Source organism: Limosilactobacillus ingluviei DSM 15946, assembly GCF_001435775.1.
Lineage (GTDB): Bacteria > Bacillota > Bacilli > Lactobacillales > Lactobacillaceae > Limosilactobacillus > Limosilactobacillus ingluviei.
Genome location: NZ_AZFK01000053.1, coordinates 13,372 through 26,105, shown reverse-complemented (window position 1 = coordinate 26,105; position 12,734 = coordinate 13,372). Strand labels below are relative to the sequence as shown.

Sequence of the window (12,734 nt, the reverse complement as noted above, 5' to 3'; positions counted from 1 at the left end):
GTCTACCACAAATGGCTTTTCTATTTTTCTAACTTAATTTTACAAACCGCGACTAATTAATTTTATTTTTTTGATCTTTCAATCATTAAAAAAGGCCTAACCCTTGGGAGACAAGGATTAGGCTGCGATCTTTTTAAAGAAATTTAGGAACTGGATTGAAAGTACGTCGGTGAATCGGTGTTACCCCGTGCGCCCTTAAGCCAGCAAGATGAGCTTGCGTCCCATACCCCATGTTTTGATCAAAATCATAACCAGGGTACAATTGCGCATATTGCATCATCAAGTGATCCCGATACTCCTTTGCAACAATACTGGCTGCGGCGACACTGATGCTTTTTTGATCTCCTTTAATCAAGGTCGTTTGAGGCAGCTTAATGGGTAATGGAACCGCGTCAACAATCAGATGGCTAGGCTGATGTTGCAAACCCGCTACCGCTTGAACCATAGCTTCTTGCGTAGCCCGGTAAATATTGATTTCATCAATCCGTTGCGCTGGATTAACGGCTAAATTAACCTCAACGGCTTCATCAACAATATGCAGATATAACTCTTCTCGTTCTTTTTTGGTTAGTTGCTTCGAATCCGTAACCCCTAACAAATCAAAGTCCGCGTTCAAGATCACTGCACAAGTTACGACGGGCCCGGCTAAGGGGCCGCGGCCAACCTCATCAATTCCCGCCACAAACTGGTGGCCTGCCTGCCAAAGCTGACGTTCATATAAGAAACGGCGCTCAAAGGCAGCTTGGGCCGCCGCTAATTTGGCCAACTGTTTTTCACGTTGGACAAGGGCCGCTTGAACGCCTTTGCGGGGATCCTCACGCCACACTGCTACCTGCGGATCAGCTAAATCCGTAATGGTTTGTAGTGCTGCTTTGATTTCGGCAATGCTTTGCTTACTCATTGATTCCCTCCGCATTTAAATCAGCGGGAATTTCCAAGGAAATTGGCCCTAATTTCCCCTTACGCAGTTCAAAAATCAACCGTTCGCTGGCCCGATCATAGTCATCCCGAAAGCCCATTTTTTGGGTAATAGTCAAGAGCAAGTCGGGATCAGGTTGACTAAGATCCATCTCGCTCAAGCGATAGCGAGCCATTAATTCAGCGGGCCGTTCCCGTTTTAAGTAAGCCAAAGCAAACAAGGCCACGTCATCCTTGGCATACAGACTATCCTTGATTGCCCCTGACAAAGCCAACATGGTGCCTTGCTTTTGACTTTGAAACTTTGGCCACAGGACCCCTGGCGTGTCTAATAATTCTAGGTCAGCGGAAGAGCGCAACCATTGTTGTCCCGTCGTAACGCCAGGCCGATTACCAGTTTGCGCAACATTGCGCTTGACTAAGTGGTTAAGTAAAGTGGACTTGCCCACGTTCGGAACCCCCACACACATTGCCCGAATGGCACGTTTTTGCATCCCCTTGGCGGCTTGGGCTGCCAACTGCTCTGCAAGGACTTCTTTGGCGGCTGCCGTAACCTTTTTCGCTACTTGGCGCTCCCGTGAGTCCAAAGCCAATACCACTTGGCCCCGCTTCGCAAAAAAGTTTTGCCACTGGCTTACCACCTTTGGATCTGCCAAATCCGTCTTCGTCATAATCAATAAGCGCGGCTTATCACCAGCCAGGCGGTGCACTTCCGGATTTTGTGATGAATACGGGACCCGGGCATCCACTAATTCAAAAATAATATCAACCAGGGGCATTTGCTCTTTAATTTGCCGCAAAGCTTTCGCCATGTGCCCCGGAAACCATTGAATAACTGCCATAATTTTAGTTCCTCCCTTGCAATAATTAGCCTACCTTTGCCAAATACTGTTGCCAAGCAGCATCAAAGATGGTCATAGAAGGCAAATAATCAGCATTCTCTTCCAAATATTGAGAAATCTCCGTAAAATCTTGTGATTGCTTCGGAAAAGCGGAGTCCAAAAAAGCGTTATTGGCAAATTGCTCCACCTCGTCAGCTCCATTCGGGTTGCGTTGGGTCATTAAAAATTGATAAAAACTCTCGCGATACATCTTACTTGGCCTCCTGGGGAATCGTAATCAAGAAGGTAAACTGGCCCTTTGCCATGTCTAATTGCTTAGCTGAATAGCGGACCGATTGTTTTTGACTATATTTATTCAAGTCTAGCAAAATTGTTTGCCGGTGTTGATTAATTGCCACCCACCTTGGTAAATCGTAGTTTTTCTTAACGTACGCCAAGACAATCCGAACGGGCAAATTTAAGCGCCCCACTAATAAGCCCTTTGCTTTTAAGCGAATATTGCCATTAGCAGTTTTTTCCGGAATAAAGTTCATCGCAAATTGCACCCGGCTGCCTAAAACTTTCGTTGTTCCAATCACCGTCGCGTATTTTTCACCAACCACAAAGCGATATTTGATCTTGCTGTCCCTTAAAAAGCGTTGCAGATAATTTGCCGAAAGCGCATTAACCTGCTTGCGATTCATCGTTACTTCAACGGAAGTATCGCTCGCCTGGTAAGCCGGTGTTTCTGGCGAAACCGCAGTTGGTGCGGTTACTCGTAAATATAAGGCCCCCACTCCTAGCCCTAAAAGAACCACGAGGGTCCAAAAAGCCAGTTTCCATTTATTTTTCACAGTGTTCCCTCATTTCTGATACATAAAACTATCATGCGCCTGCATTTGTCGCCATAACGCCGTAGTCATTAAGCCATAGCCGGCATGGTTCGGATGAAAGTTGTCCTTCGTAGAAATATAACGATTTAAATTTTTCCCTTGCCCCGACATGACTTTCAATACTTCGGCTTGACTAATTGAAGCGCGATTCGCCTTGGCTGCTTGTTGAGCCAATTTTTCCCGACTAGCGACGGATTGGTACTGCCCGTAAGAAAGTTGACGATTGATATTAACAAAGTAGCTCGGGCCAAATTTTTGCATTGTCGTCTCGCTAATTTGATTCCATTTGGTAACCCCATCCGTGATGGCGTGCACCTCTGGGAAGTATACGTACACCGGATCGTAAATGCTAAACAAAAACAAGGGAGCGTGCGAATTTTCCTGGCGGACCGCTTGCAACAACGTGGTTAATTTTTGTTGGTAAGTATCCCCAGCTCGCTCAAGTGCCTGTTGTAAATTTTTAGGGGAATTCGTCAACAATTCTTTTTCCAAAGTTTGTAAAAGGTCATTGCCCCCCACCGTCATGACAATTACATCCGCCTTGCGCAGATCTGCTTGCATTTGAGATTGGTTTTGGAGGCGTTTTAAAATTTGATCGGACCGATCACCACTCACCCCATAATTGCTGGTAATAATCTTTGTTTTCGGCAAGTGTTGCTGCAAGCGCGCTTTAATTTGCCCTACGTACCCGCCATCGTTAGCTTGATCCCCGACTCCGTATGTCAAAGAATCGCCGATGGCTACTAAACGAAGGGTCGTTTTAGGCACCCGCACAGGCTGCGATCGCTCCTTATTCTCCGGCATGATCCACCAAATGCTTAAGCTCGCGAGCCCAACTAGCAACAGGAATACAGCTCCCCACCAAACTTTCTTTTTCAAGCTCCATCCTCCCGTTTCTCTACAGTAAACTTAATTCTATCATATTCCCTAACGCAAATAAAAAGCGCCATTCAACTTAAAGTTAAAATGGCACTTCAATGCGTTAGTCTTCAGTATAGTACAGTAAGCAACAAGCTCCCATTCCTGTGTGGGTAGCGATAATTGGCACTGTTTCGCGAACTACCACTGGAATTTCTGGGAACAACGATTGCAGTTGCTCTTTTAACCGGGCAACTTCACGATCAGCTTGTACATGCGAAATTCCGATGGCCTTGACTTGCTTAGCTTTCATTTGGGCTAAAATTTTGTCCCATTCCTTATGAATGGCTTTGATGCCCCGTCCCTTCATCGCAATGTGAATCTGGCCATCATAAACTTCTAGCATTAATTTAATATTCAACAAGCTCGAAAGGGTGCCGGCAAATTTGCTGATCCGACCCCCAGCCACCAAATTATCAAGGTTATCAATTGCCAGGTACAGCTTCGAATGATCGCGAACCGTTGCCATCTTAGCAACTGCTTCGTCGAGCGTTCCCCCGGCTTCAATCACCTTTGCGGCTGCCAAAATTTGAAACGCCATTCCCCGGTCCGTCGATTGACAATCAACGACCGTCACCTTGGTCTTCGTCATTTGCGCGGCTTGCTCCGCAGCGTGGACCGTTCCTGAAATCGACGCCATCATGGTGACACATAAGACTTCACTACCATCAGCGCCTAAGCGATCAAACGCATCGACGAACTTACCAATCGGTGGCTGTGAAGTTTTGGGCAACGCTTTGGCTGCTTTCATCATTGCTGGAAACTGTTCATTGGTGATCGTTTCTCGTTCTACGTAAACGGTGTCATCAATCATCACCGAAAGGGGGATGATGGTGATATTATATTTTTGAATCTCCTCATCGGTTAAACCTGCCGATGAATCACAAGCAATTTTAACTTTTGCCATTGAAGATACCACACTTCCTCATGTTTTTTGGTATAATTAAAGTGGTTTTAAAAACCAGATCTAGGATTTATCAAAACTACTTAGTTGATTTGTCAATACCGCAGATTAATTTTAGTATAGCAAATCTTAGCCCTGATTTCATTGAAAATCCCGAAAGGAGTGCACCACTGTGCATCAAACTAAAGATGAACTTTCATTACCGATTGAAATTGGCAACGCGATTTCCCACGGCATTGCAACCGGCTTGGCCATCGCGGGCTTAGTAATTTTAATTGTCCACGCCGCCCAGCTTGGAGGGGCAATGCGCATTGTTACCACTAGCATCTATGGTAGCATCCTGGTTCTTTTCTTTTTATCCTCAACCTTATTTCATGCCTTGATCTACACGCGTGCCCAACACGTATTTCGAGTCTTTGATCATGCCATGATTTTCTTGCTGATTGCTGCTTCTTACACCCCGATCTCCTTAGTAACCATCGGGGGATGGCAAGGCTGGACCCTCTTTGGGTGTGAATGGGCCTTGGCAATTGCAGGGGTTGTCTACAAAAGTCTTTGGCTGAAAAGAAAGAGCGCTTGGTCCACCTTAATCTATATTTTAATGGGCTGGCTATGCTTGACTTGCTTTCCAATTCTTTGGCATGCCCTCCCCCGACCAGGCTTTTGGTTATTGCTAGCCGGCGGGATTATTTATACCTTAGGCGCCGGCGTCTACCTTTTCAAATTGCCGAGTGCCCATTTTATCTGGCATTTCTTTGTCATTGCCGGGTCAGCTTGCATCTACTTTACGATCTTATTGTACGTCTAATTGGCGTTGCCAAAGTTCAAACGAATACTCAGCGTCCCCTTCCTTGGCGGGCGCTGTTTTTGAGACTAGGGTGAACTCGTGGTAAGGAATTACCGGAATCTTGGTATCACCTTGATGGTCGCCGGTAATAACCGTTCGATATAACCGCGTGACTTGAGGAAGCATTTGAGCGTATAGATTAGCTCCCCCAATAATAAAGACTTCTTCGGCTGTTGTTTGTGCCAACCAGTTTCTTAGCTCCGTTAGTGAATGGACAACTTCAATCCCGGCAGTAGCCAGGGTTCGGTGAGTAACCACGACGTTCGTCCGATTGGGTAACGGACGTCGACCTAACGAAAGAAAAGTGGTGGCGCCCATGATAATAGGATGACCACTAGTAACCGACTTAAAATGTTTTAAGTCAGCCGAAAGATGCCAAGGCATCGCTTGGGCTTTGCCGATCCAGCCGGCCTCATCTTCGGCCCAAATCATACTGATTTCCATTATTTTCCTCCTACACGGCCACCGGCGCCTTAATTGCCGCTTCATGTTCATAATTAGCTAATTGAATGTCCGCGGGCGTATACTCACTCAATTTCATAGGGTGGTCCGGTAAAATCAATTGAGGAGCTTGATGGACTGGCCGGGCTAATTGCTCACGAATTTGATCCAAATGATTGGAGTATAAATGCGCATCCCCTAAAGTATGAATAAACTCACCTACTGCCAATCCGCATTCCTTGGCAATTAAATGCGTTAACAAAGCATAGGAAGCAATATTAAAAGGTACCCCTAAAAAGATGTCCGCACTGCGTTGGTAGAGCTGACATGAGAGCTTCCCATCATTAACATAAAATTGAAAGAGGGTATGACACGGCGGTAAGGCCATGGATGGAACGTCTTCTGGATTCCACGCTGAAACGATGAGCCGTCGCGAATCTGGGGTCGTTTTAATGGCTTCAATGACGTTTTTGATTTGGTCAATCGTTTCACCACGCCGGGTCTGCCAATGCCGCCATTGGGCCCCGTACACATCCCCCAAGTTACCATACCGCGCTGCAAATTCATCATCTGCCAAGATTCGTTCGCAAAAAGCTTTTTTCTCAGCTAAATAGACGGCCTTAAAAGCCGGATCCGTTAACCACCGGTGACCAAAATCCGTCATATCCGGGCCTTGGTATTCATCACTTTTGACCCACTTTTTAAAGGCCCATTCATCCCAGATATGATTATTGTGCGCTAACAAAAAGCGAATATTGGTATCGCCACGTAAAAACCACAGTAATTCACTTTTCACTAAACCAAATGCGACTTTTTTAGTCGTCAAAATCGGGAAGCCCTTTTGCAAGTCAAACCGCATTTGGTATCCAAACGTGGACAACGTTCCCGTCCCCGTTCGATCGCCCTTTTGATGACCATGGTCCAAAACATACTGCGCAAGAGTTAAATATTGTTGTTCATTTTCATTAATCATCATTTACTTGGTACCTCTTAGTCTACATACTCACTTAAATACTCCCACCGCGCCGTCTTCTCATCATATTTGGCCGTGACATCGTTTAACTGTTTTTGCAATTTAGCTAATTTTTCATAATTATCGCCGCTGGCATTCATTTCTGCTTCAATCGCTTGCCGCTGCTCATCTAAAGCTTCCAGTTCATCATCAATTTTTTCCCACTCCAATTGCTCGGCATAAGTCAATTTAGTTTTGACTTTCGGTTGTTGAGCGGTGGTTGTCGCAGCTGGCGTACTACTCGTTTTCTTCACAGCAACAGGTGCAGCATTTTCTTGGGCCGCCAAATAGTCCGTGAACCGTCCCGTATAACGAACTATTTCTGCGTTCCCCTTAAAGATCAGTAAATGATCCGCTACCCGATTTAAGAAGTAGCGATCGTGCGATACCGTAATGACTGTCCCTGGGAATTGATCCAAGTAATTTTCTAACACCGTCAATGTTGAAATATCCAAATCGTTGGTAGGTTCGTCTAGCAGCAACACATTCGGTGCTTGCATCAAGATCTTCAATAAATATAAGCGCCGCTGTTCACCACCCGACAGCTTACGGATTAGGGTTCCATGCATAAAACGAGGAAACAGGAATTGTTCCAACAAATTAGCGACGCTGATTCGTTCCCCATTTTTGTCCACGACCGTTTCGGCAACTTCACTCAGGTAATTGATGACTCGCTTGTCTTGATCAATCCCTTCCGTTTGTTGGGTATAGTAACCAATTTTAACGGTCTCCCCAACCTTTAAAATTCCTTGATCAAGCGCTTGGCGGCCTGCCAAAACATTCAGTAAGCTGGTCTTACCGGCCCCATTTTGCCCCGTAATCCCGATCCGATCGCCACCTTGAATCAGCCAATTAAAATCATGAAGAATTGGCCGTTGATCGTAAGCTAATTCCGCGTGCTGCAATTCTAAAACATCTTTCCCCAGCCGGGTAGCCCCCAGGCTGATAGCAACATCTTGGTCGACTTGGACCTTACCAATTGAATCTTTCAATTCATTAAAGCGATTAATCCGGCCCTTTTGTTTAGTACTGCGGGCTTTTGCCCCGTGACGCATCCAGTCTAATTCATGCTTATAAAGGGCTTGACGCTTCTTTTCGGCTTCATTTTCTAGTTCCACCCGTTCCGCTTTTTGTTGGACAAAAGCTTGGTAATTGCCATCATAGTGAAACAGGCGCCCAAAGGAAAGCTCCCAAATATGGTTCGTAACGTTATCCAAGAAGTAGCGATCATGGGTTACCACCAAGACCGCTCCCCGATATGAAGCTAAGAAATCTTGCAGCCAAACAATTGATGAGAGGTCCAAATGGTTGGTTGGTTCATCTAGAATCAGTAAATCGGGGTGTTGAATCAAAATCTGCGCTAAGCCAACACGCTTCTTTTGTCCTCCCGAAAGTTGCCCAATGGTTTGGTCCCAGTCGTCAATCATTAATTTGGTTAAAATGGTTTTGATTTGACTATCCGCTTCCCATAAGTCTTGGGAATCCATTTGCCCTTGCAGCTTTGTAAAGCGATCGGCGGCTTGTGGATCTTGCGGGTGCGCACTATAAGCTGCTAACGCTCGCTCATAACGCCGAATAGTTTCAAACATTGGCTGATCCCCTGCCAAAACCGCATCTAAAATTTGCTTGTCTTCTGCTAGTTCAGGCGTTTGCTTCAAATAGCCAATTGTATAATCATTGGGCTTAGTAATCGTCCCGGCCTCGGCTCCAGTCAAACCAGCCAAAACATTCAACAAACTGGTTTTGCCGCTTCCGTTGGTACCAATGAGCCCAATCCGGTCATTTTCATTAATAAGCAAAGAAACATCCCGAAAAAGGGTTTTTTCGCCGTACGTACTAGTCAAATTATCTGCACGAAATGTTCGCATACGATCCGTCCTTTCAAAGTTCGCAGTGCTGACGAGCAAAATTCAGCAAACTAGTGGGTTCATTTACAAGCTGCCCTGCGATAACTGCTTGTTGAATCTGCACTAAAAGTTTTCCCATTTGCGGCCCCGGGGTAATGATCTGATTTTTAATCAAATCGCCACCAGTAATCGCTAATTCATGCAAGTCATGAATCGGCAACTGTTGATACTGTGCTTGCAATGCCACTTCATCAACAGTTAGGCCCACTGTTTTAGCAACTTCGATGGCAATCGCTAAAGCATCTTTGCCAACCATAAAGAGAGCTTGATTGTCAATCTGATTGACGCTCAACCCTTGCAAAAAGCGCAATGCTTTTTGGGCTTGCTTAATTAATTGATTTGATAATTTCCACGATTTAAAAAACATCGTGGCTTGCGAAGCCGGAATCTTCAATTGCCAAGCGAGGAGCACCCACGCTGCCGGGGCCGACGTTAATTGCCAGTTATAATCTTGCATTTGGCAAAGGGCATCCCGCTGTTTTGCCAAGCCTGGACAATAACGATACAGATCAGTCGTGATCAGACTTCTTAGCCCACGTGTTGGATTCTGTCCCAGCAATAATTTCTCGAATTCTACTTGAACCCGTTCAACCGCAATTTTGGCCAGTAACGGCGCATGGCGTTGAATCCCAGCTAATGTGGCGTCATCAATTTCAAAATCCAGCTTACTGGCAAAACGAACTGCTCGCATCATTCTTAATGCATCTTCTAAAAAGCGTTCGTTTGGGTCACCGACAGCTTTGATCACTCGCCGTTTTAGATCGCCCAGTCCATCAAACAGATCAACAATTTCACCATCTTCTTTCATCGCCAAAGCATTAATCGTGAAATCACGCCGTTGCAAGTCCTCACTAAGCGAGCGAACAAAGGTAACTGAATCTGGGCGCCGATAATCTTGATAACCAGATTCGGTCCGAAAAGTAGTTGTTTCATACCCGGTACCATGATCCAAAATCATTACAGTGCCGTGCTCAATCCCAGTATCAACAGTACGATGGAATAACTGCTTGATTTCAGCTGGATAGGCACTGGTGGCAATATCGATATCATGGATTGGATCATGTAAGATTAAGTCCCGAACACAGCCACCCACAAAGTAAGCTTCAAACCCTGCTTCTTCAATGGTCGCTAAAATCGGACGAGCCGGTTCAAATAAGGCTGGTAATTGTTCAATCCGCATGCGTACTCATCCTTCTCTCTAGTAATTATCTCATCTATTCTACCAAATTGGGTAACTTGCTGTAAAACAGTGGTTGTGGGGTTTGTTTTGTGGTAAAGTTAAAGTAAATATTTGTTATATACTAAAGCGGAGGTGTCAATATGGACTATCCCTACCAAGTTGCCTTTGAAGCCTTTTTGGCTAACGATGGCTTAGCTCCCACTACCATCCAAGCTTATCATGACAGCATTACTCACTTTTTCGCATACTTGGCAGATGAATGGCAAGAAGAACCCAGCGTGACAAAAGTTACTGAAGCGGATCTCCGGGCTTATTTTTCGAACCGCCAAAGTAAGTATGGAATGACTTTAGCAACCTATAACAAAGTGCTCTCCCATCTTAACCGCTATTTTCGCTACTTACTGGTTCGGCAAATTATCACCACTTACCCTACCCTCGCTTTGCATGGTGCTTTACCAAAAGTGACTCAGCCCCTTACTACAAAGTGGCTAAGAAAATTGGATGAGCTCTTGCTTGATCAGCAGCTCCATCCCTATGTTCGTCTCACGCTTTTGTTAACTAGCCACGGCTACCAAGTCAGTGAATTCTTGCAACCCGGGTTTGCAAAAGTTATGAACAACTTAAAGCCGCGTTCAAACGCTGAACAATGCTTTCTGGATCAGTTTAGGAATTTTCACACTCCACTAGCTCAACTCCAAGCCTGCCCTGATCCCTTTCTAAAACTGCGGGTTAATCAAGCTCAACCTCACCTTAGCAACGCGGGGTTGCATAAATTTTTAAAACCGGCCGAAGAATACCTTGGCATGCGTTTAGCTCCCCGTTTTCTTTACCAAAGCTTTGTCTTCTATATCTTGGCACAACACCCGGAACTATCACCACAAGCCTTAGCAGATTATTTGCGGTTAGATCCGGCCGCGTTAAATTACTACCAACGCCAACGACTTACCCTAAAAGCGCAAGGGCTTCTTAGTGACTAAGGAGTTGAAAAACAAAGCCGCTAGAATCACGCTTTAAACGTTGATTTCTAGCGGCTTTTAGTATTACTTTTCTGAACGTTATCATACTATTCCAAGCTAAAAGTTTTATAACATCCGGCTGGCAATATTTCACCAAAAACCATTCCAATCCATACGCCCCCGTTACAGAGTGCGACACTATGCGTAATGACCAACCATCTCAATAACCGAAGCCTGCGCGTACATTCAGGGCCACGTGGTTAATGTCGTGCCGCCAGAAGATCCCAAGTTTAACGGTAAGTACGATAGCATCTACAATCATGGCTATGGTACGCCGGCCGGGACACTGGGGATTAATTGTCGGCATATGCTCACCGAGGGCGTCAACACCAATCACCAGCCCCAGTATGATCCGGAAGAGGCCATCAAGAATGGCAAGTTGGTCCAGCAACAACGGGCCCGTGAGCGAGCCATCCGGGACGCTAAGAAACGCTTAAAGGCTGCCGAAGAGCTTTGGTCAACCAAGCCAAAACGTTGCTGAGAGCGCGTCAGGCTAAGCTACGGGAGTTTATCAAAGTAACCAACGCTGATCGCAAGGTACCAATCTTAACGCGTGACTATGCTCGCGAGCAGATTGTCAGAACTGCTCCACGAGATTACATGGCCAAGAAACAAGCGTTTAAGATCCTCACCCCTACTAATAAGGTTAGCCACGTGCATACTAAGCAGGTTAGAGGGTATCGGGCAGAGGTTTGGTCCGAAGGATCGAGCAAGAAGTATAGATCGACAATCGAAAATGTAGATCAGGCCCTCATGAATTACAACCGTCAGGTGCTTCCAAAAGTTGTAATCACTGATAGCAAGAAAACTAGGACGGCATTCTGCAGCAGCTTACAATCACAGTAGCGATGCGTTGTTTATAAATAGCGATATTCTCCAAAATCCGCAAAGTGTTGCTAATTATTTGAAAGGGGATTACTTTGCCGCATCAAACATCGATGATATAATTAAGCATGAAATGACGCATAAGCAGAACTGGGACAAAGCGCGTGAAGAGTATCGTCTACATCCCAAGAGATATAAGGACTTAAGTGATACGATCGATCAGCTTAATGAACCCATTTTTGTTTACGTCAAGCACATGTTTTATACCGACCCTATGATGTTAAGTGGGTATTTAAGAGATACAATTTTGGTTCATAATAATCGCAAAGTTGTTGCTGAACTAGCGGTATTGAATATTTCAGATGATGTATTAAATAAGTTGATTAAGGAGGTGCTGATATAATGGATTGGTTTACACTGCCGACGGAAAAAGAATTATATTTAGCTGATGTCATTTCTGCGTGCATTGCCGAGTTTGATTTTGATAAACAAATTAACCGAACCGTTATTAAAAAATGGCGTCCTGGCACCCCCGAAGAAGTTAAGCAAAAAGCTGCACACGACTATGAAAATATCGTAGTTACAGCAAAGTAAGCACTAGCATCCGCTGGTGCTTTTTATTTCGACTGGTTCAACAGCAATTGCATTGGAAATTGGCGATGCTGCTGATAGAGAAGGTATCCCGATTAGAGAAATAGAAAAGTAATATGAAACCAAATTTTGAAGATTGGTTGACGATTATGGGAATGATAATCGTGCTAGTCCTTTTTCTAATTAAGTTTATCTCAGAGATTCATTTTTATTGGAGCTTTTGATATTCGACCTGAGCACGTCGTAAAACTGCTCTTTTTGTGTACATCAATTCTCGTGGCTCGTAACCGCGTAACCAATTAACGTAAAGGAGCGATCACGAAATGAAACGTGAAGAATTAAAGGAACTGGGCTTAAACGATGATCAAATTGCGGCTGTGATGACCTCGTATGGCAAGGAAGTTAATCCCTTGAAAGAACAAGTGGATAGCTTGACCAGTGAACGTGACAACCTAAAGCAT

Annotated in this window: 15 protein-coding genes; 5 read left to right on the top strand and 10 right to left on the bottom strand. The window is 45.0% G+C overall.

Translation table 11 applies throughout. From position 1 onward, the window contains the following. Window positions 1–133 precede the first annotated feature (133 nt). From FC43_RS07070 to FC43_RS07045, 6 genes are all read right to left on the bottom strand, one after another. A complete protein-coding gene (locus FC43_RS07070; RefSeq protein ID WP_056955193.1) occupies window positions 134–901 on the bottom strand; it encodes a ribonuclease HII in 768 nt (255 codons plus the stop codon). Continuing rightward, complete coding sequence (gene ylqF, locus FC43_RS07065; RefSeq protein WP_056955190.1) at window positions 894–1,760, bottom strand: ribosome biogenesis GTPase YlqF; 867 nt, start codon at window positions 1,758–1,760, stop codon at window positions 894–896. The genes FC43_RS07070 and ylqF overlap by 8 nt, the downstream gene beginning before the upstream one ends. A 25-nt stretch (window positions 1,761–1,785) precedes the next feature. After that, window positions 1,786–2,010, bottom strand: a complete 225-nt coding sequence (locus FC43_RS07060; protein WP_019205382.1) for a YozE family protein — start codon at window positions 2,008–2,010, stop codon at window positions 1,786–1,788. A 1-nt stretch (window position 2,011) separates the two neighbouring features. Further along, window positions 2,012–2,593: a YpmS family protein gene (locus FC43_RS07055; protein WP_056955189.1), complete on the bottom strand. Its 582-nt coding sequence runs from the start codon at window positions 2,591–2,593 to the stop codon at window positions 2,012–2,014. Window positions 2,594–2,602: 9 nt separating this feature from the next. Then, window positions 2,603–3,511, bottom strand: a complete 909-nt coding sequence (locus FC43_RS07050; protein WP_082611483.1) for an SGNH/GDSL hydrolase family protein — start codon at window positions 3,509–3,511, stop codon at window positions 2,603–2,605. Window positions 3,512–3,614: 103 nt separating this feature from the next. Beyond that, complete coding sequence (locus FC43_RS07045; RefSeq protein ID WP_056955187.1) at window positions 3,615–4,457, bottom strand: DegV family protein; 843 nt, start codon at window positions 4,455–4,457, stop codon at window positions 3,615–3,617. Between the two features lie 169 nt (window positions 4,458–4,626). Between FC43_RS07045 and trhA the strand changes: the two genes are divergently transcribed. Further along, window positions 4,627–5,262 (top strand): PAQR family membrane homeostasis protein TrhA, encoded by a 636-nt coding sequence (trhA, locus tag FC43_RS07040; protein ID WP_056955185.1) that lies wholly within the window; start codon window positions 4,627–4,629, stop codon window positions 5,260–5,262. Here trhA and FC43_RS07035 read toward each other — a convergent pair. Genes FC43_RS07035 through FC43_RS07020 form a run of 4 tightly spaced genes read right to left on the bottom strand, consistent with a single transcriptional unit; the run spans window position 5,248 to window position 9,841 of the window. Next, the gene (locus FC43_RS07035; RefSeq protein WP_235807601.1) at window positions 5,248–5,745 is read right to left on the bottom strand and encodes a dihydrofolate reductase; all 498 of its coding nucleotides are present in this window, start codon (window positions 5,743–5,745) and stop codon (window positions 5,248–5,250) included. The genes trhA and FC43_RS07035 overlap by 15 nt on opposite strands. A gap of 10 nt (window positions 5,746–5,755) precedes the next feature. Further along, window positions 5,756–6,718, bottom strand: a complete 963-nt coding sequence (locus tag FC43_RS07030) for a thymidylate synthase (protein WP_056955182.1) — start codon at window positions 6,716–6,718, stop codon at window positions 5,756–5,758. 14 nt (window positions 6,719–6,732) lie between these two features. Then, a complete protein-coding gene (locus tag FC43_RS07025; RefSeq protein ID WP_019205375.1) occupies window positions 6,733–8,622 on the bottom strand; it encodes an ABC-F family ATP-binding cassette domain-containing protein in 1,890 nt (629 codons plus the stop codon). Window positions 8,623–8,635: 13 nt separating this feature from the next. Then, entirely contained in the window at window positions 8,636–9,841 is a 1,206-nt protein-coding gene (locus FC43_RS07020) for a CCA tRNA nucleotidyltransferase (protein ID WP_056955180.1), read from the bottom strand. A 140-nt stretch (window positions 9,842–9,981) separates the two neighbouring features. Here FC43_RS07020 and FC43_RS07015 point away from each other — a divergent pair, with 140 nt between their 5' ends. The 4 genes from FC43_RS07015 to FC43_RS06995 all read left to right on the top strand — a co-directional run bounded on the left by FC43_RS07015 (window position 9,982) and on the right by FC43_RS06995 (window position 12,276). Next, entirely contained in the window at window positions 9,982–10,818 is an 837-nt protein-coding gene (locus tag FC43_RS07015; protein ID WP_056955178.1) for a site-specific integrase, read from the top strand. 247 nt (window positions 10,819–11,065) lie between these two features. Next, window positions 11,066–11,338, top strand: a complete 273-nt coding sequence (locus FC43_RS11255) for a phage minor capsid protein (RefSeq protein WP_235807600.1) — start codon at window positions 11,066–11,068, stop codon at window positions 11,336–11,338. Window positions 11,339–11,710: 372 nt separating this feature from the next. Next, entirely contained in the window at window positions 11,711–12,085 is a 375-nt protein-coding gene (locus tag FC43_RS07000; RefSeq protein WP_156648328.1) for a hypothetical protein, read from the top strand. After that, complete coding sequence (locus FC43_RS06995; protein ID WP_056955172.1) at window positions 12,085–12,276, top strand: hypothetical protein; 192 nt, start codon at window positions 12,085–12,087, stop codon at window positions 12,274–12,276. The genes FC43_RS07000 and FC43_RS06995 overlap by 1 nt, the downstream gene beginning before the upstream one ends. Window positions 12,277–12,734: the final 458 nt, after the last annotated feature.